The organism is Pseudomonas sp. SAS7 (genome assembly GCF_052112345.1).
Lineage (GTDB): Bacteria > Pseudomonadota > Gammaproteobacteria > Pseudomonadales > Pseudomonadaceae > Aquipseudomonas > Aquipseudomonas putida_Q.
Genome location: NZ_JBEGGO010000001.1, coordinates 656,958 through 674,512, shown reverse-complemented (window position 1 = coordinate 674,512; position 17,555 = coordinate 656,958). Strand labels below are relative to the sequence as shown.

At 62.9% G+C, this 17,555-nt stretch carries 15 protein-coding genes and 1 pseudogene; 10 read left to right on the top strand and 6 right to left on the bottom strand.

Annotation, left to right across the window (positions count from 1 at the left end; all coding sequences use genetic code 11):
• The first annotated feature begins 130 nt into the window (after positions 1–130).
• From lon to ABI582_RS02960, 3 genes are all read left to right on the top strand, one after another.
• Positions 131–2,527, top strand: a complete 2,397-nt coding sequence (gene lon, locus ABI582_RS02970; RefSeq protein ID WP_338746766.1) for an endopeptidase La — start codon at positions 131–133, stop codon at positions 2,525–2,527.
• 152 nt (positions 2,528–2,679) lie between these two features.
• Complete coding sequence (locus ABI582_RS02965; RefSeq protein ID WP_016485887.1) at positions 2,680–2,952, top strand: HU family DNA-binding protein; 273 nt, start codon at positions 2,680–2,682, stop codon at positions 2,950–2,952.
• A 181-nt stretch (positions 2,953–3,133) separates the two neighbouring features.
• Complete coding sequence (locus ABI582_RS02960) at positions 3,134–5,005, top strand: SurA N-terminal domain-containing protein (RefSeq protein ID WP_442118351.1); 1,872 nt, start codon at positions 3,134–3,136, stop codon at positions 5,003–5,005.
• 89 nt (positions 5,006–5,094) lie between these two features.
• On the opposite strand, the gene ABI582_RS02955 is transcribed toward ABI582_RS02960, so the two are convergent.
• Positions 5,095–6,135 carry a patatin-like phospholipase family protein gene (locus ABI582_RS02955; protein WP_338746768.1) on the bottom strand — a complete coding sequence of 347 codons (1,041 nt, stop codon included), beginning with the start codon at positions 6,133–6,135 and terminating at the stop codon, positions 5,095–5,097.
• A 178-nt stretch (positions 6,136–6,313) separates the two neighbouring features.
• On the opposite strand from ABI582_RS02955, the gene ABI582_RS02950 reads away from it, so the two are divergent.
• The 3 genes from ABI582_RS02950 (at position 6,314) to ABI582_RS02940 (ending at position 8,260) form a co-directional block, all read left to right on the top strand.
• Complete coding sequence (locus ABI582_RS02950) at positions 6,314–6,592, top strand: hypothetical protein (RefSeq protein WP_442118350.1); 279 nt, start codon at positions 6,314–6,316, stop codon at positions 6,590–6,592.
• A gap of 14 nt (positions 6,593–6,606) precedes the next feature.
• A complete protein-coding gene (locus ABI582_RS02945; RefSeq protein ID WP_338746769.1) occupies positions 6,607–7,374 on the top strand; it encodes a CHAD domain-containing protein in 768 nt (255 codons plus the stop codon).
• Between the two features lie 88 nt (positions 7,375–7,462).
• The gene (locus tag ABI582_RS02940; protein WP_442118349.1) at positions 7,463–8,260 is read left to right on the top strand and encodes an acyl-CoA thioesterase; all 798 of its coding nucleotides are present in this window, start codon (positions 7,463–7,465) and stop codon (positions 8,258–8,260) included.
• Positions 8,261–8,421: 161 nt separating this feature from the next.
• On the opposite strand, the gene ABI582_RS02935 is transcribed toward ABI582_RS02940, so the two are convergent.
• The 3 genes from ABI582_RS02935 to ABI582_RS02925 all read right to left on the bottom strand — a co-directional run bounded on the left by ABI582_RS02935 (position 8,422) and on the right by ABI582_RS02925 (position 11,251).
• Positions 8,422–8,790, bottom strand: a complete 369-nt coding sequence (locus ABI582_RS02935; protein WP_016500553.1) for an Mpo1-like protein — start codon at positions 8,788–8,790, stop codon at positions 8,422–8,424.
• 75 nt (positions 8,791–8,865) lie between these two features.
• The gene (locus tag ABI582_RS02930) at positions 8,866–10,344 is read right to left on the bottom strand and encodes a methyl-accepting chemotaxis protein (protein ID WP_442118348.1); all 1,479 of its coding nucleotides are present in this window, start codon (positions 10,342–10,344) and stop codon (positions 8,866–8,868) included.
• A 109-nt stretch (positions 10,345–10,453) separates the two neighbouring features.
• Positions 10,454–11,251, bottom strand: coding sequence for a TatD family hydrolase (locus ABI582_RS02925; RefSeq protein ID WP_442118347.1), 798 nt, complete (start codon positions 11,249–11,251; stop codon positions 10,454–10,456).
• Between the two features lie 158 nt (positions 11,252–11,409).
• Here ABI582_RS02925 and ABI582_RS02920 point away from each other — a divergent pair, with 158 nt between their 5' ends.
• The 4 genes from ABI582_RS02920 (at position 11,410) to greB (ending at position 14,408) form a co-directional block, all read left to right on the top strand.
• A complete protein-coding gene (locus tag ABI582_RS02920) occupies positions 11,410–12,816 on the top strand; it encodes a transglycosylase SLT domain-containing protein (RefSeq protein WP_442118346.1) in 1,407 nt (468 codons plus the stop codon).
• A gap of 113 nt (positions 12,817–12,929) precedes the next feature.
• The gene (locus tag ABI582_RS02915; protein ID WP_442118345.1) at positions 12,930–13,367 is read left to right on the top strand and encodes a DoxX family protein; all 438 of its coding nucleotides are present in this window, start codon (positions 12,930–12,932) and stop codon (positions 13,365–13,367) included.
• Positions 13,368–13,614: 247 nt separating this feature from the next.
• Positions 13,615–13,923 (top strand): hypothetical protein, encoded by a 309-nt coding sequence (locus ABI582_RS02910; RefSeq protein ID WP_442118344.1) that lies wholly within the window; start codon positions 13,615–13,617, stop codon positions 13,921–13,923.
• Between the two features lie 11 nt (positions 13,924–13,934).
• The gene (greB, locus tag ABI582_RS02905) at positions 13,935–14,408 is read left to right on the top strand and encodes a transcription elongation factor GreB (RefSeq protein WP_442118431.1); all 474 of its coding nucleotides are present in this window, start codon (positions 13,935–13,937) and stop codon (positions 14,406–14,408) included.
• On the opposite strand, the pseudogene ABI582_RS02900 reads toward greB, so the two are convergent.
• Positions 14,406–16,865 (bottom strand): annotated as a pseudogene (locus ABI582_RS02900) (ABC transporter permease); the annotation flags it as partial. The gene greB and the pseudogene ABI582_RS02900 sit on opposite strands and share 3 nt — an antisense overlap.
• Positions 16,865–17,548: an ABC transporter ATP-binding protein gene (locus ABI582_RS02895; RefSeq protein WP_338746776.1), complete on the bottom strand. Its 684-nt coding sequence runs from the start codon at positions 17,546–17,548 to the stop codon at positions 16,865–16,867. The pseudogene ABI582_RS02900 and the gene ABI582_RS02895, both read right to left, overlap by 1 nt.
• Between the last annotated feature and the right edge of the window lie 7 nt (positions 17,549–17,555).

The window sequence follows — 17,555 nt, the reverse complement described above, 5'->3', positions numbered from 1 at the left end:
AAGGGGGCCTACGGGCCCCTTTCTGCTTTTCCTGCGCTAGCGCTTGTAATTTCCCAAGCGTGCCCCCACATTAGGTCCAAGCATCATTTCCACCGGTTTCCGGCCATAAGGCCGCTGTAGAGGCGAAATCATGAAGACAACCCTCGACTTGCCTCTTTTGCCATTGCGCGATGTCGTTGTTTACCCGCACATGGTTATCCCGCTGTTCGTGGGGCGCGAAAAGTCCATCGAAGCCCTCGAGGCAGCGATGACGGGCGAAAAGCAGATCCTGCTGCTTGCCCAGAAAAACCCGGCCGACGACGACCCGGGCGAGGACGCCCTGTACCGTGTCGGCACCGTTGCCACCGTGCTGCAACTGCTGAAACTGCCTGATGGCACCGTCAAGGTGCTGGTCGAGGGCGAGCAGCGTGGCGCCGTTGAACGTTTCACCGAAGTAGAAGGGCACATCCGTGCCGAAGTCTCCCTGATCGACGAAACCGACGCCGCCGAGCGCGAGTCGGAAGTGTTCGTGCGCACGATGCTGTCGCAATTCGAGCAGTACGTGCAACTTGGCAAGAAAGTCCCTGCCGAAGTGCTGTCTTCGCTGAACAGCATCGAAGAGCCAGGGCGCCTGGTCGATACCATGGCCGCCCACATGGCCTTGAAAATCGAGCAGAAGCAGGAAATTCTCGAAATTGTCGACCTGACCACCCGTGTCGAGCACGTGCTGGCGCTGCTGGATGCGGAAATCGACCTGCTGCAGGTTGAAAAGCGCATTCGTGGTCGGGTCAAGAAGCAGATGGAGCGCAGCCAGCGCGAGTACTACCTGAATGAGCAGATGAAGGCCATTCAGAAAGAGCTCGGCGATGGCGACGAAGGCCACAACGAAGTCGAAGAGCTGAAAAAGCGCATCGAAGCTGCTGGCCTGCCCAAGGATGCCCTGACCAAGGCCCAGGCCGAGCTGAACAAGCTCAAGCAGATGTCGCCGATGTCGGCCGAGGCCACCGTGGTGCGTTCGTACCTGGATTGGCTCGTGCAGGTGCCTTGGAAGGCCCAGAGCAAGGTGCGGCTGGACCTGACAAAGGCCGAGGAAATTCTCGATGCCGACCACTATGGCCTGGAAGAGGTCAAGGAACGCATCCTCGAGTACCTTGCCGTGCAGAAGCGCGTCAAGAAAATCCGCGGCCCGGTGCTCTGCCTGGTCGGGCCACCCGGCGTGGGCAAGACCTCGCTGGCCGAGTCGATCGCTGCAGCCACCAACCGCAAGTTCGTGCGCATGGCCCTGGGGGGCGTGCGTGACGAGGCCGAGATCCGTGGCCACCGCCGTACCTATATCGGCTCCATGCCTGGCCGTCTGATCCAGAAGATGACCAAGGTGGGTGTGCGCAACCCGCTGTTCCTGCTCGACGAAATCGACAAGATGGGCAGCGACATGCGTGGCGACCCAGCCTCGGCACTACTGGAAGTGCTCGACCCGGAGCAGAACCACAACTTCAACGACCACTACCTGGAAGTCGACTACGACCTCTCGGACGTGATGTTCCTGTGCACCTCGAACTCGATGAATATCCCGCCGGCGCTGCTCGACCGGATGGAAGTCATCCGCCTGCCGGGCTACACCGAGGACGAGAAGATCAACATCGCGGTCAAGTACCTGGTGCCCAAGCAGGTCAAGGCCAACGGCCTGAAGAAGGACGAGCTGGAAGTCGACGTTTCGGCGATCCGCGACATCATCCGCTACTACACCCGCGAAGCCGGTGTGCGTGGCCTTGAGCGGCAAATTGCCAAGGTCTGCCGCAAGGTGGTCAAGGAACATACCGGGCAGAAGCAGGTCAAGGTCAAGGTGGCCAGCGAGCAGCTGGAGCATCTGCTGGGGGTGCGCAAGTTCCGTTACGGCCTGGCCGAGCAGCAGGACCAGATCGGTCAGGTCACAGGCCTGGCCTGGACTCAGGTGGGTGGCGAACTGCTGACCATCGAAGCCGTGGTCATCCCCGGCAAGGGCCAACTGATCAAGACCGGCTCGCTGGGCGATGTGATGGTAGAGTCGATCACCGCCGCACAGACCGTGGTTCGCAGCCGTGCCCGTAGCCTGGGGATTGCCGCCGACTTCCACGAGAAGCGCGACGTACATATCCACATGCCGGAAGGCGCCACTCCGAAGGACGGCCCAAGCGCGGGCGTGGGCATGTGCACCGCGCTGGTGTCGGCGCTGACGCAGATTCCGGTACGTGCCGACGTGGCCATGACCGGCGAAATCACCCTGCGTGGCCAGGTGCTGGCCATTGGCGGGTTGAAAGAAAAACTGCTGGCGGCACACCGTGGCGGCATCAAGACGGTGATCATTCCAGAGGAGAATGTTCGCGATCTGAAGGAGATTCCGGAAAATATCAAACAGGATCTTCAGATCAAACCGGTCAAATGGATTGACGAAGTCCTGCAAATTGCGCTGCAATACGCCCCGGAGCCCTTGCCAGATGTGGCTCCTGAGATTGTCGCGAAAGATGAAAAGCGCGACGGCGATGCTAAGGAAAGAATCAGCACGCATTAGTAGTTTTTGGCTGGGGGGCTTTCCTTGACAGTTTTTTCGGGCCCTTGCTATAAAGCGGCACGCTATTGTCATCAAGCCACCCAGCGCACGTTTCATAAGCTTTTCATTACATACTTAGAAACAAACTCAATAGAGAAATAAGGGGACTTAGAGTGAACAAGTCGGAACTGATTGACGCTATCGCTGCATCGGCTGACATTTCCAAAGCTACCGCAGGTAAGGCTCTGGACGCTGTGATCGACTCCGTAACCGGTGCCCTGAAAGCAGGCGACGACGTCGTTCTGGTTGGCTTCGGTACCTTCTCGGTCAAGGACCGCGCCGAGCGTACTGGCCGTAACCCGCAAACCGGTAAGGCGATCAAGATCGAAGCCGCCAAGGTTCCAGGTTTCAAGGCTGGCAAAGGCCTGAAAGACGCCGTCAACTAAGTCGTCTTTCAGCCGGACCTGGCTTTGCCGGGTCCGAGCACGCTGAAGGCGGGGCGCAAACGTTCCCGCCTGACACGTTTGCTAAGAAAAGGCGCATCCTCGGATGCGCCTTTCTTTTATCAGGATTCTACCCACGCTCCGCGGTTGTCGACGCAGTGGTACAGCCGTTTCTGGGGGACGCATGCTGCAAAATATCAGGGACAATTCACAAGGTTGGATTGCCAAGACCATCATCGGCCTTATCGTCGTCTTGATGGCGTTGACCGGTTTCGAAGCTATTTTCCAGGCCGCCACCCATAGCCAGGACGCCGCCAAGGTGAACGGCCAGACCATCAGCCAGAACGAGCTGGCCCAGGCGGCCGACATGCAGCGCCGTCAGTTGATGCAACAGTTGGGCAAGGATTTCGACCCAGCGCTGCTGGAAGACAAATTGCTGCGTGAAGAGGCGCTCAAGGGCCTGATCAGCCGCAAATTGCTGCTGCAAGGCGCCGAAGATGCCAAGTTTGCCTTCTCCGAGGCTGCGCTGGATCAGGTGATCCTGCAAACGCCGGAGTTCCAGGTGGATGGCAAGTTCAGCGCTGACCGTTTCGACCAGGTCATCCGCCAGATGGGCTACGGCCGCATGCAGTTCCGCGAGATGCTCGCCGAGGAAATGCTCATCGGCCAGCTGCGCACCGGCCTGGCGGGTAGCAGCTTTGTCACCGACCAGCAGGTTGATGCCTTCGCTCGCCTGGAGAAGCAGACCCGCGACTTCGCCTCCCTTACCTTCAAGGCCGACCCGGCTGCGGTTAAGGTCAGTGACGAAGAGGTCAAGGCGCATTACGACCAGCACGCCAAGGAGTTCATGTCGCCCGACCAGGTGGTGATCGACTACATCGAGCTGAAGAAGTCGGTGTTCTTCGACCAGGTCAAAGTGACCGACGAAGAGCTCAAGGCCCAGTACGAGAAGGAAATCGCCAACCTCGCCGAGCAGCGCCATGCCGCGCACATCCTCATCGAGGTCAACGACAAGGTCACCGACGCCCAGGCCAAGGCCCGTGCCGAAGAGATCGAGCAGCGCCTGGCCAAGGGTGAAGACTTTGCCGCGCTGGCCAAGGAGTTCTCCCAGGACCCGGGCTCGGCCAACAGTGGTGGTGACCTCGGCTTTGCGGGCCCGGGCGTTTACGACCCGGCGTTCGAGGATGCGCTGTACAAGCTGCAGGATGGTCAGGTTTCGGCGCCAGTGCGTACCGAGTTTGGCTACCACTTGATCAAGCTGCTGGGTGTGCAGGCGCCGGAAGTGCCGAGCTTCGCCAGCTTGAAGGACAAGCTGACCCGCGACCTGAAAACCCCGCTGGTCGAGCAGCGTTACGTGGATGCCAGCAAGCAGCTGCAGGATGCTGCCTACGAGGCTTCCGACCTGGCCCAGCCGGCCCAGGACCTGAACCTCAAGGTGCAGACTTCTGCAGCCTTCGGTCGCGAGGGTGGTGAAGGCATTACCGCCAACCGTTCGGTGGTGCAGGCTGCGTTCTCCGAAGAAGTGCTGGAGGAGGCTGCCAACAGCACCGCCATCGAGCTCGACCCGGAGACCACCGTGGTACTGCGCGTCAAGGAGCACCGCAAGCCAGAGCAACTGCCGCTGGAAGCGGTGGCCAGCAACATCCGCGAACACCTGGCCAAAGAGAAGGCGACTGCCGAGCTTAAAGCCAAGGCGGACAAGCTGATCGCCGGCCTGCGTGACGGTTCCATCGCAGCAGACAGCGTGCACGAAGGGCAAGGCTGGAAGGCCTATGAAGCAGTTACCCGTGGCGAGGACGGTATTGACCCGGCCGAGCTGCAGGCGCTGTTCCGCCTGGGCAAGCCGCAAGCCAAGGACAAGCCGGTGTATGGCAGCGTAGTGCTGCGTGACGGTAGCCTGGTGGTGCTGCAGCTCAAGGGCGTCAACGAAGGCGCTACCGCCACCGACGAAGAGAAGCAGCAGATCCGCCGCTACCTCGCGTCGCGTGCTGGCCAGCAGGACTTCGCGGCCTACCGCAAGCAGCTGGAAGCCAATGCGGATATCACCCGTTACTAAGGTGATCGCTGCATGAAGAAACAGGCCGCCTCGAGCGGCCTGTTTCGTTTCTGTCGCTTGTGCCGGCCTCTTCGCGGGTGCTACGACGCTTAGCGTTTCACCCCTTCATAGTTATCCAGCGTATCCCGCGCAATCTCCCGTCCCAGCGCAATCAGCTCGGGCGCTTTGTAGAACTCGAAGAACCGGCACACCCGCTTGGGCACGTTGATCAGCACATCCGGTGGATACCCGGCGATCTTGTATTGCGCCAGAGACGTCTGCATGACCTCGAAGCTCTGGTTGATCAAATCCAGCAGCGAAGCAGGCCCTACGTTATCGATGATGAACGAGCCGGTCGCCGACTTTGGCGCGCCCTCGCGTTCCGGTGCTGCCGCCGGTTGCTGGCCTTCCGGGTCGGCGGTATCTGCCAGCCACGGGTTTGGTGGTGCCAGGCCTTCGGCAGTTATTTCCTGCTCGATGCGCATCAGCTCTTCAGCCGGCTTGCGCCGGAACGGCAAGTGAGAGCCCAACGAGTTCAGCAAGGAGTCAAACCGCATCTTGAATGCTGCAGGGCGTTCGATCACCGGCAACTGGTACTGCTTCTGGTTGGTGGCGTTGAGGTTGACCGCGATGATCAGGTCGCAGTGGCTGGACACTACAGGCACGATCGGCAGCGGGTTGAGGATACCCCCGTCGACCAGCATGCGGTTGCCCTGCATGACAGGGGTGAAGAGGCTCGGGATGGCGGCCGAGGCGCGCATGGCCTGGTGCAGGCAGCCTTCCTGGAACCAGATTTCCTGTTGGTTGGTGAGGTCGGTGGCAACCGCTGTATAGGGGATGCGCAGTTGCTCGATGTTGATTTCGCCGACGATCTTGCGGATTTGCCCGAACACCTTGTCGCCACGAATGGCGCCGAGGCGAAAGCTGACGTCGACCAGGCGCAGTACATCCAGGTAATCGAGGCTCTCGATCCAGTTGCGATAGTCGCTCAGCTTGCCGGCAGCATAGATGCCGCCAACCACTGCACCCATGGAGCAGCCGGCAATGCAGGCAATGTCGTAGCCGCGCCGCTCGATTTCCTCGATCACACCGATGTGTGCATACCCCCGGGCTCCGCCTGAGCCCAGTACCAGTGCCACGCGTTTGCTCATGAATATTCCCCGTCCAGTGCAACCATGGTCCTACAATGCACCCATCACAGGCTGTGCTTCAATGTAGATCGCGCTGAGCTACTGTAATAAAGCTGGTCGGGCACCGTCGGCCAGACCGGGCACTTTTCAGCTGTCGGGGCGTCGAACAGCCAATGTTTTTTCCATTGAGGTATTACTGATGAAAGCCTGGATCTGCCTTCCACTGATTGCCTTGGCCCTTGCTGGCTGCGCGGGCAAGACGGCCTACCGTGACAGCTGCGCGACCCAGCTGGATGCCGCCTGGAAGGAACTGGACCTGGCCAAGGCCGAAGGCTTTGCCGGTGCTGTGAGTTACTCCAAGGCCTTGTCGCTGCTCACCGGGGCCAAGACCCAGCAGCAGTTCGAAGGTTACGAAAGCTGCACGCGCAAAGCCGAAAAGGCGCGCTTCTACATTGGTGAGTCGCGCGCCGGGCGCTGATCAAGGAGCGTCGTATGTCTGCCATGCTGGACCATGTCGTTGCCCAGATACTGGCCGTGCAGGTGCGCCTGCTGGCTTGCCGCGAACGCTTGGCCGCCGATACTGACAGCGAGGCGCTGCACGACCTGCGCATCAGCGTGCGGCGCCTGCGCAGCCTGCTGAGGCCCCTGCGCGGGCTGCCTGGTGTTGAGCAGTTGGAGGATGCTGCCCGCGCGTTGGGTACCCTGACCACGCCGCTGCGTGACCGCGAGGTGCTGGCAGCCGAATTGATCGGTCGCGGCTATACCGGGGCCGGGCAGCGCCGCCTGGAAGGGCGTGGCCGCACTTTCGCCAGCGTCGCTGCCAGTCCGCAGTTGACCCGGGTGCTGGCAATTGTTGACGCGTTTCCGTTGTTCCTGCGGGCGGCAGGCCGTGAGGGGCTGGTCAAGTCGCTGGGCAAACGCATCGACAAACGCCTGGTGAAACAGTGGCGCAAGTTGCACGAAGCCTTGCAGGACCCAACTCACGACCGCCACCGCTTGCGCTTGCTGATCAAGCGTGCGCGCTATGGCGACGAAGCCTACCCGCAACTCGACCACGCCGGGAAGAAACTACAGCGCCTGCTGAAAAAGGCACAGGCTGACCTGGGCGGCTGGCATGACCGCCTGCAGTGGTTGTTGCAGGCACGCGACCATGCTGACCTGGCCCCTTGCAAGGTCGCCTGGGAGCAGGAGCTGCACGAGGCCGAACGCAAGTCGGATGCGACGCTGGATGCCCTGCTGCAGGCGCTGGCGCGCCGCTAGCCCGAAAATTGACCGATATGCGGGCTGATCGCCCGCGGTTTGCTGGCTACGATGGGCAGACCTTTTCGCTGCGGGCAGGAGCCAGCCAATGAACTTCAACCAACTGCTCGACGCTGTGCGGGCCAACCCGGGCGCCGTCAGCATCCCGCCCAGCTGGGCCCAGGGCCGCGCTGCCTTTGGCGGGCTGATGGCGGCAATGGTTTATGAGGCCATGCGCCTGAAACTGTCCGACAGCCGCCCTGTGCGCTCACTGGCCATCAGCTTTGTTGCGCCTGCGGCAGCGGATGTGCCAATTCGTTTCGAGGTGGAGGTGCTGCGTGAAGGCAAGGCGGTCAGCACCTTGCTCGGCCGCGCCGTTCAGGATGGTCAGGTGGTGACCCTGGTGCAGGGCAATTTCGGTGCAGGCCGGCCTTCGGTGCTCGAGGTGCCAGCGTTGCCGGCGATGGAAATGCCAGCGCTCGACGACGCAGCGCCCGAGTTGCCCTATATCAAGGGCGTGACGCCTGAATTCATGCGCCATGTAGCCTTGCGTTGGGCGGTGGGTGGGTTGCCGTTCAGTGGCAATCAATCACGCAGGATGGGCGGTTGGGTGCGCTTGCGGGATGTGGCTGAAGAGCAGGTCAATGAGTCGCACTTGCTGGCGCTGGTCGATGCCTGGCCGCCGAGCCTGATGCCGTTTCTCAAGCAGCCCGCAGCTGGCAGCACCCTGACCTGGACCATCGAGTTCATCCAGCCCACGGCGAAGCTGTCGACCCTGGACTGGTGCCGGTACTGCGTGGACACCGAGCATGCGCGGGAGGGTTATGGGCATGCTGCTGCGGCGTTGTGGACGGCAGAAGGCGAATTGCTGGCCCTGAGCCGACAGACCGTCACCGTGTTTGCCTAACCCTCAGCCACCTCAATTCCCTGTAGGAGCGGCCTTGTGTCGCGATAGGGCCGCAAAGCGGCCCCGGCAATCTCTGCTGCGAAGCTGCGACACTGGGGCTGCTGTGCAGCCCTTTCGCGACACAAGGCCGCTCCTACAAGAGATCGCGGATCATCATTAGATCAATGGCGGTGTTTGTGCCGCTCCCGCCAGGCCTTCCACCAGGCCCCGCTCAGCACAAAGCGTGGAAAGGTGATGAACTGCTCAGTCAGCAAACGCTGCACGGCATCCTGGCGATTGGCGAACGGCTCAGGTTGTTCGGCCTCCAGACGATGGCCGTGGCGTTGCAAGCCAAGGCCGGCAATCAGGGCGATCACGCCAACGGCAATCTGGCCGAGGTCCAGGCCGAACAACCCCGACAGAATCAGCAGCGCGCCGAGGATGAACAGCGGCACGGCAATCAGGTGCAGCACCAGATTGGCCGGGTGGCGGTGATTATTGTGATAGCCGCGCCATTGCCAGGCGGGCAGGTTGGGCAGGCGTTTGCTCATGGGCATTTCCTCTCGGTCATGCTCAAAGCTTAGTGCGGCCCCCGGGCGGGGGCCAATCGAGGCTGGCTATGGTGACTATAGCTTGAGCTGGCCAATGGCCCTGTTCAGTTCGCCGGCCAGCGTCGCCAGCTCGCTGCTGGTGGTTGCCGAGCCCACTGTCTGTTGCACGGTCTGTTCGGTGACATCGCGGATGCTGACCACGGCGCGGTTCATTTCCTCGGCCACCTGGCTTTGCTGCTCGGCCGCCACGGCAATCTGGGTATTGCTTTCGCGCATCTGCGCCACAGCACCGGTAATCTCCGCCAGCGCCTCGCCGGCCTCCTGGGCCTGGCGGACGCAATCGTCGGCCTTGTACGAGCTTTCCTGCATGAATTCCACTGCATCGCGAGTGCCCGATTGCAGGGCAGAGACCATGGTGGTGATTTCGTCGGTAGAGGTTTGCACGCGCTTGGCCAGGTTGCGCACCTCATCGGCTACCACGGCAAAGCCGCGGCCCAGATCACCGGCGCGCGCCGCTTCGATGGCGGCGTTGAGCGCCAGCAGGTTAGTCTGCTCGGCGATGCTGTGGATCACCCCGACTACGCCGTTGATCTTCTGGCTGTCTTCGGCGAGTTGGCGAATCATTTCAGCGGTTTGCTGTACACCGCTGGAAAGCCCGGAAATCGAATCCTGCACCCGGCTGACCACCTCTTTACCGCTGCCGGCCAAGGTGTCGGCGGTTTGTGACAGGTCACGGGTGGCACCGGCATGCTGGGCAATGTGGTGCACCGTCGCCGACATTTCGTTGATGGCGGTGGCGGCCTGGTCAGTCTCGCTCTGTTGGCCGAGCATGCCGTGACGTACGTTGTTCATGCTGGCGGCCAGGCGTGCGGCGCCCGAGTCCAACTGTGCAGCGGTGTGGGCGACGGTGCTGACCACGCGGTGGTAGGTGGCCTGCATGGCATTGAATGCCCCGGCCATCTGGCCGACCTCGTCGCCGCAGGCCAGCGGCACACGGGCCGCCAGGTCGCCGGTCTTTTCCACGTGCAGCATCACATCCTTCAGGGTATTGAGCTGGCTGAGCAGGAAACGGATCAGCAATTGCGAGGCGCCGAGCATGGCCAGCATCAGGATCAGCACGCATACCGCGTAGTTGCTGAAGCGCTCGAAGAATACCTGGCGCAGGCTTGGCGACTGGGCGAGCACGGCCACCTGCTGGTCGCCGTGGCGCACTACCTGCGCCCCGCGCAGCGGGTTTTCGCCGAGGATCCAGGCGCTTGGTAGCTCTACCCAGCCCTGGGCGTTGCGCAGGCTATCGAGCGCCTCACCGGCGAAAGCCGGCGTTTGCCCGGCCGACCAGCTGATGACGTTGTCCGGGCGCGGCAATGCTTGCCCGGCAGGCCAGGCAGCCAGCAGCTGAGCCTGCGCTGCCGCCTGCGCCTGCGCCGCTTCGGCGCGGGCGCGTTGCTCCAGGTGCACGGCATAGAGCACCAGCAGCAGGGTCGTGACAAAGGCCACCGCATTGACGGCCCAGAATTTGTACTTCAGGGAAACATTGCTAAGCCAGGCACCCATGGGCAGGTCTTCTCTGAGTTGAGCGGAAACAATATTGGCAAGGTGCCATCATTGTGCCTGCACCTGCTCAGCAAGATGTTGACCCATATCAACAGCCCGCGCGCAGGGTTCAAGGGAGCTGGAAGAACGCCCGCGCCGTCGCGGTGGTATGCGCCGCCGTGTGCTCGGCCGATTCGCCCCGATGCAGCGCTACTTCGCGCAACACCTCGTGCAGAAACGCCGGCTCGTTGCGCCCGTTCTTCGGCTTGGGCCGCAGGCTGCGTGGCAGCAGGTACGGGGCATCGCTCTCCAGCATCAGCCGCCCTTCGGCAATGTTGCCCACCAGCGGGTGCAGGTGAGTGCCACGGCGTTCGTCGCAGATCCAGCCGGTAATGCCGATGTGCAGGTCCATGTCCAGGTAGGCGAACAACGCCTCGCGCTCACCAGTAAAGCAGTGCACCACCGCGCCGGTCAGGTGGTCGCGGTAATGCTTGAGGATCGCCAACAAGCGCTCGCTGGCGTCTCGCTCGTGCAGAAATACCGGCAGGCGCAGCTCTGCGGCCAGCGCCAACTGCGCCTCCAGGGCTTGTTCCTGGAGTGGGCGAGGGGAGAAGTCACGGTTGAAGTCCAGGCCACATTCGCCGACGGCGCGCACGCGTGGTTCATTCAACAGTTCGCGCAGCTGGCGTTCGCTGCCGGCATCCCAGGACTTGGCATCGTGGGGATGCACGCCTGCAGTGGCGAACAGGTGCGCACCGCTGGCGTCCAACTGCTGGCACAGCTCCAGCGCCTGTTCACTGACTGCCAGGCTGGTGCCTGTCAGCACCATTTGTGTCACCCCGGCCTCAAGGGCGCGCTCGACGATTGCCGCCTGTTGGTCGTGGAAACTGCTGTTGGTCAGGTTGACGCCGATATCGATCAGTTGCATGGTGCTATCTCGTGCCGCGGGGCGGCCAGCATAGCAAAATCCGCGTTTTTCTGAAAAAAACCAAGAACTTCATGCTGTTGCCGTGGTCTTTTACCGTCATTTCTCACCTGGCGGTTCAACCCATGGATGCCGCCCAACCACCACGGACACGTTTTTGCATGCTGCGATGCTGGCTTGTTTTTATGCTGACGCTCGGGCTGGGCCTTACCGGCCCGGCCCAGGCGCGCGTGCCGGGGCCGCAGCAGAACATACCGCCCGCCAAGGTGCGTGACCTGCAGCAGATTCGTACCAGCAAGGTGCTGCGGGTGCTGGTCAACCAGAGCCGCAACAGCTCTGGCGAGGTCAAGGGCGAGCCGGTCGGCATCGAGTATTATCGCCTGCGTGCGCTGGAGCACTACCTCAATGCCCGCACCGCCGACGACCAGCAGATCCAACTGAAGCTCATCCCGCGGGCCAAGGAGCAGCTGCTGGGCGCTCTGGCCCGTGGCGAGGGTGACCTGGCGGCGCCGGGCGAGCTGCTGGACCCTGGCACGGTACACGGCGTCAGCAGCACTGCGCCGATACTCGACCAGGTGCCGTTGATGCTGGTAGGGCGCAAAGGCGAGCGAAGCTTCAGCAAGGTCGAACAGCTGTCCGGGCGTACCGTTGCCTTGACCAGCGCGAGTGCCGCCGGGCCGCTGATCCAGCAGGCTAACCAGCAACTGGCACTGCGCAAGCGGCCGCCAATCAAGGTGGAGTGGGTCGACTCGACGCTGGCGGTGGAGGATGTGCTGGAGATGGTGCAGGCTGGCATCTACCACCTGACCGTGGTCGAGCAGCCAATTGCCCGGCGCTGGGCGCGGGTTATGCCACGCCTGCGCCTGGACAGCCGGGTGCGCCTGGGGGCGCCACAAGCCATGCGCTGGTATGTGGGGCATGATGCGCCGCAATTGTTGGCCACGGTCGATCACTTTCTGCAAGGTTACCGCGCGCCAGGCAATCAGGATGCCGCCTTCGAGCGCATCTACCGGCGCCAGTACCGGGTGCACAACCCGTTGGCCAGCAAGGATCGCCAGCGCCTGGCCGCGGTGCGGGCGGTGCTGCAGAAGCATGGCCAGGCGCAGCAGATCGACTGGCTCAACCTGGCCGCCCTGGCCTTCAAGGAGTCGACGCTCAACCCGGCTGCACGCGGCACGGGAGGCGCCCATGGTCTGATGCAAATTACCCCTTCGGCCGCTCAGCGCGTGGGAGTGAGCAACACCGCCACGGTAGATGGCAATGTGCAGGCCAGCGCACGCTACCTGGCGCTGATCCGGCGCAAGTTCTTTGCCAGCGCCAAGATCAACGAGCGTGAACGCATGGCCTTCACGCTGGCGGCCTACAACCTCGGCCCCGAGCGGGTCCAGGCCATGCGTGCTGAAGCGCGGCGGCGCGGGCTCAATGGCAACCAGTGGTTCTTCCAGACCGAACGCATCGCCATGGAGCAGGTAGGCATGGGGCCGGTCAACTTCGTCAACAGTGTCAACAAGTATTATCTGGCATTCAACCGCGAGCGGGCCGTGCTGGAGCGCGTAGCGAAGCGTTGATAAATCGATTTAATCGATTGTTATGTTGGGTTTTTTGCGGTTTTCATATCTATATAATTGATTATGATGGCGCCCATCTCAACGCAACTTCTTCGCTTCAAGGACGCTTCGACATGAACAACACTTCCCTTAACGCCCTGTTTTCCACCCGCGCCGGCGCTGGTCTCAGCGTTATCCGGATCCTGGTCGGCATCATCTTCATGGCGCATGGCGCGCAAAAACTGTTCGGCCTGTTCGGCGGTTATGGCCTGGAAGGCACTGGCCAGTGGATGGAAAGCATCGGCCTGGCCCCGGGTTACCTGATGGCCCTGCTGTCCGGTAGCGCCGAATTCTTCGGCGGCCTGGCCCTGGTAATCGGCCTGCTGGCTCGCCCCGCGGCTCTGGCGTTGTCTGTGACGCTGGTGGTAGCGATTTTCTCGGTCCACATTGGCAACGGGCTGTTCATGTCCAACAACGGCTATGAGTTCGCCTTGGCGCTGCTGGCCGGTACTGTTGCCGTCATGATCGAAGGCGCTGGCCGCTTCTCGCTGGACCGCCTGATCGCCCGGTAAACAGCTGCAAGCATTGAACTGCAAGCCGCAAGCAAGAGCGGGCCCGTACTCGGCCTGCTTTTGCTTGCGGCTTCTAGCTTGCAACTTGTAGCTCATCGCTCTAGCATACCGCCTGCGCCGATTTAAACAGCTACTTGCGGGGCGCAGGAAAGCCCCCCTCCGGGCCATCCGAAATACCGCTAAAGCGCTGGTTCGGTGACGCCTCCCACCGCTGCCCAGCGGGATTCGCGAGGCGGAGAGAAGCTCCATGAGTTGTCCACGTACCAGTGTCTGTTTGAGCCCTTTGCCTACCAGCCAGGCGGCCCGCATACCGCGCATTCTGCTCGGCGGCCAGCATCAGCCCACCCTTTTGCGTCACCTCGAAGGCCTGTCCCGTCGCAAGGGCCAGGCGCGTGCCTTCCTGATCCATTTCGTCGATATCGGCTGCCACCTGGCGCAATACGGCAATGACCGTTTCGACCTGGCCGTTATCCAGGCCCCGGCGCCGGACGAGGCCGCCGAAGTCATTGGCCACCTCACCCGCATCGCGCGCCAAGGCCTGATTACCCGCCGCTGAGGAGTGCGCTGTTGAGTACCAACATCATCACCACGCAAGGCCATGAGGCGCTGAAGAAAGAACTGGACCACCTGTGGCGAGTTTATCGCCCGGAGATCACCCAGAAGGTTACCTGGGCGGCGTCGCTGGGCGACCGCAGTGAGAATGCCGATTACCAGTACAACAAGAAGCTGTTGCGCGAAATCGACCGTCGGGTGCGTTACCTGCGCAAGCGTCTTGAAGATGTGAAGGTGGTGGCCTACTCGCCGCAGCAGGAAGGCAAGGTATTTTTCGGTGCCTGGGTCGAGGTCGAGAATGACGATGGCGAGACCATGAAGTTTCGCATTGTCGGCTACGACGAGATCTACGGGCGCAACGATTACATCTCGATCGACTCGCCCATGGCGCGCGCCTTGCTCAAGAAGGAGGAGGGCGATGAGGTGGTGGTGCACACGCCTACCGGTGAGGCCACCTGGTATGTGAACAGTATCAGTTACGGCCAATGAATTGATTTTACCTGCACCGCCCACCAGTAGCGCCCCCATCAGCGGCAGCACCAGCAGCCACGGGTGCGGGGTCCATTGCAAGTCGAAGGCATAGCGGTACAGCACCAGGGTAATCAGCTCACAGCCCACTGCGGCCAACAATCCGCTGGCCGCCCCCAGCAAGCCGAACTCGATACGCCGTGCCTTGACCAGCAATGGCCGCGCCGCCCCTAGCGCACGCAGCAAGGCACCCTGGCGAATGCGTTCGTCCAGCGTTGCCTGCAGGCCGGCGAACAGCACCGCCAGCCCGGCGGCCAGCACAAAGAGCAGCACGTACTCTACCGCCAGGGTCACCTGGGCGAGGATGCTGCGCAGTTGGTCGAGCAATGCATCCACCTGCAGGATGGTCACCGCCGGGAAGGCCCGCGAAAGCGCCACCACATCCAGGTCGTGGCCCGGCGCCAAGTAGAAGCTGGTCAGGTAGGTGGTCGGCAGCCCCTGCAGTGTGCCGGGCTGAAAGATCATGTAGAAGTTTGGCTGGAAGCTGTCCCAATGCACGCTGCGCAAGCTGCTGACCCGGGCTTGGCGTTGCTGGCCGCCGATGTCGAAGGTCAATAGGTCGCCCATTTTCAGTTTAAGGCTGCTGGCTAGTTCGGCCTCCACCGAAACACCAGGGGTTTCGTCGTCGGCGGGCAAGGCTTGCCACCAGTTGCCTGCGGTCAGTGCATTGCCTTCGGGCAGCTCGGCGGCCCAGGTAAGGCTGAGGTCGCGCTGCACGGCGCGCTCACCTGCGGAGTCCTTGCTGACGATTTGCTGTACCGGTTGCTCGTTGATTTGCACCAGGCGCCCGGGCGTTACCGGGTAGAGCGGTGCTGAAGCGGCATTCACCTGGTGCAGGCGTTGAGCGAACGGCTCGCGGTCATCCGGGAGGATGTTCAGGGCGAAATGGTTGGGCGCATCCTTGGGCAGCTGGGCTTGCCAGGTGTCGAGCAGTTCTGCTCGCAGCAGAGCGACCAACGCCATGGCTAGCAGGATCAGGCCGAAGGCCAAGGCCTGGCCGGCCGCGGCGGTGGGGTGGCGCAGCAGCTGGCCCAGCCCCAAGCGCCAGGCTAATGGTGCCCCGGCCAGCAGCCGGCGCAGGCTGCGCAAGCCCAGCAACAGCAAGCCGCCGAGCAGCAATGCGGCGACCAGGCCGCCACCGAGCAGCGCGAAGGTGAGCAGCAGGTCGAGGCTCAGGCGCCACATGATCAGGCCCAAGGCAAACAGCGCGGCGCCGTACACCAACCAGCTGCTGGGGGGGATCGGCAACAGATCGCGGCGCAGTACCCGCAGTGGTGGGACTTGGCCTAAAGCGGCAATGGGCGGTAGAGCGAAACCGGCCAGTGCAACCAACCCGGTGCCGATGCCGGCCAGGGCCGGGATGATGCCGCCTGCCGGCACCACGCTTGGCAGCAGGCCGTGCAGCAGGCGGAACAGGCCCAGTTGTGCCAGCCAGCCGAGCAGGGCGCCGGCAAGGGCGGCAACCAGGCCGAGCATGGCCAACTGCAGGCAATACAGGCCCAGTGCCTGGCGGCGTGAGAGACCCAGGCAACGCAGCAGCGCGCTGGCATCCAGGCGACGTGCGGCATAACGGCTGGCCGACAAGGCCACGGCGACCCCGGCCAGCAGCACCGCCACCAGGCTGGCCATGTTCAGGTAGCGTTCGGCCTTGCCCAGGGCGCCACCGATCTGCTGGTTGCCATCGCGTGTGTCGCGCAAGCGCTGGTTGGCGGCCAGGTCTTTTTCCACGCCCTGGCGGTACTGGGCCAGCGCCTCGGCATCGCCGCGCCACAGGTCGCGGTAGGTGACCCTGCTGCCCGGCTGGATGACACCGGTGGCCTCCAGGTCGGCCAGGTTCATCATCACCCGCGGAGTAAGGCTGTAAAAGTTGTTGGCGCGGTCCGGTTCGTAAGTAACCACACGGCTCATGCGCAGGGTTTTCATGCCTACGTCGATGCTGTCGCCAATCGCCAGCCCCAGCGCTGCCAACAGGCGGGGCTCGACCCAGGCCTCGCCAGGTGCCGGGCCGCCGCCGGGTGTTGCCTCTGCATAGGGCGCCGGCGCGCTGCGTACTTGCCCGCGCAATGGGTAGGCGCTGTCGGCGGCCTTGACGCTGGACAGCTGGATGCCGTTGTCGCCGCCCACCACACTGGTGAACTCGACCACCTGCGCGTGGCGTAAGCCAAGTGCCGTGCCGCTATCGATCTGCTGCTGGCGGGCGGGGGCGCTGCCCTGCAGCACCAGGTCGGCACCCAGGAATTCGCTGGCGCGCAGTTGCATGGCGCCGTTAAGGCGTGCACCGAAGTAGCCGATGGCGGTACTGGCTGCCACCGCCACCAGCAGGGCAAAGAACAGCACGCGCACTTCGCTGGCGCGAATATCGCGCAGCAACTGGCGCAGGGCCAGGCCGCACAGGCGGGACAACGGCATGTGCTTCATCAAGCCTCCACCGGCGCCACCAGGCGCCCCGCGTCCAGGCGGATCTGGCGGCGACAGCGCCGGGCCAGGCGTTCGTCATGGGTGACCAGCACCAAGGTGGTACCGCGCTCCTTGTTCAAGTCAAACAGCAAGTCGCTGATGCGCTCACCCGTGTGGCTGTCGAGGTTGCCGGTGGGTTCGTCGGCAAACAACACCGCAGGTTGTGCGGCGAAGGCTCGGGCAATGGCTACCCGCTGCTGTTCGCCGCCCGACAGTTGGCGTGGCGTGTGGCTCAGGCGCTTGCCGAGGCCTACCCGTTCCAGCAGGGTGCGCGCCTGCTCGCGGGCATCGCGGCGGCCGTCCAGTTCCAGTGGCAGCATGACGTTTTCCAGCGCATTGAGGCTGTCGAGCAACTGGAATGACTGGAACACGAAACCGACATGTTCGGCGCGTACCCGGGCGCGCTGGTCTTCATCCAGTGGCCCCAGGTCGTTGCCGGCGAGGATGACCTTGCCGGCGCTGGGCCGGTCGAGGCCGGCGAGCAGGCCGAGCAGGGTCGACTTGCCTGAGCCCGAGGCGCCGACGATGGCCAGGCTGTCGCCTTTGGCCAGTTCGAGGGAGAGTGCGTGGAGGATCGTCAAGTCACCTTCCGCGCTGGGGACCACTTTGCTAAGGTTCTGCGCAACGAGTATGTTGGGGCCCATGGAGAAT

What these genes read in the sequence shown, in the direction of transcription:
- lon (WP_338746766.1), top strand. Translation starts at nt 131, where the DNA reads ATGAAGACAACCCTCGACTTGCCTCTTTTGCCATTGCGCGATGTCGTT.
- ABI582_RS02960 (WP_442118351.1), top strand. Translation starts at nt 3,134, where the DNA reads ATGCTGCAAAATATCAGGGACAATTCACAAGGTTGGATTGCCAAGACC.
- ABI582_RS02955 (WP_338746768.1), bottom strand. Translation starts at nt 6,135, where the DNA reads ATGAGCAAACGCGTGGCACTGGTACTGGGCTCAGGCGGAGCCCGGGGG.
- ABI582_RS02950 (WP_442118350.1), top strand. Translation starts at nt 6,314, where the DNA reads ATGAAAGCCTGGATCTGCCTTCCACTGATTGCCTTGGCCCTTGCTGGC.
- ABI582_RS02945 (WP_338746769.1), top strand. Translation starts at nt 6,607, where the DNA reads ATGTCTGCCATGCTGGACCATGTCGTTGCCCAGATACTGGCCGTGCAG.
- ABI582_RS02940 (WP_442118349.1), top strand. Translation starts at nt 7,463, where the DNA reads ATGAACTTCAACCAACTGCTCGACGCTGTGCGGGCCAACCCGGGCGCC.
- ABI582_RS02935 (WP_016500553.1), bottom strand. Translation starts at nt 8,790, where the DNA reads ATGAGCAAACGCCTGCCCAACCTGCCCGCCTGGCAATGGCGCGGCTAT.
- ABI582_RS02930 (WP_442118348.1), bottom strand. Translation starts at nt 10,344, where the DNA reads ATGGGTGCCTGGCTTAGCAATGTTTCCCTGAAGTACAAATTCTGGGCC.
- ABI582_RS02925 (WP_442118347.1), bottom strand. Translation starts at nt 11,251, where the DNA reads ATGCAACTGATCGATATCGGCGTCAACCTGACCAACAGCAGTTTCCAC.
- ABI582_RS02920 (WP_442118346.1), top strand. Translation starts at nt 11,410, where the DNA reads ATGCTGCGATGCTGGCTTGTTTTTATGCTGACGCTCGGGCTGGGCCTT.
- ABI582_RS02915 (WP_442118345.1), top strand. Translation starts at nt 12,930, where the DNA reads ATGAACAACACTTCCCTTAACGCCCTGTTTTCCACCCGCGCCGGCGCT.
- ABI582_RS02910 (WP_442118344.1), top strand. Translation starts at nt 13,615, where the DNA reads ATGAGTTGTCCACGTACCAGTGTCTGTTTGAGCCCTTTGCCTACCAGC.
- ABI582_RS02895 (WP_338746776.1), bottom strand. Translation starts at nt 17,548, where the DNA reads ATGGGCCCCAACATACTCGTTGCGCAGAACCTTAGCAAAGTGGTCCCC.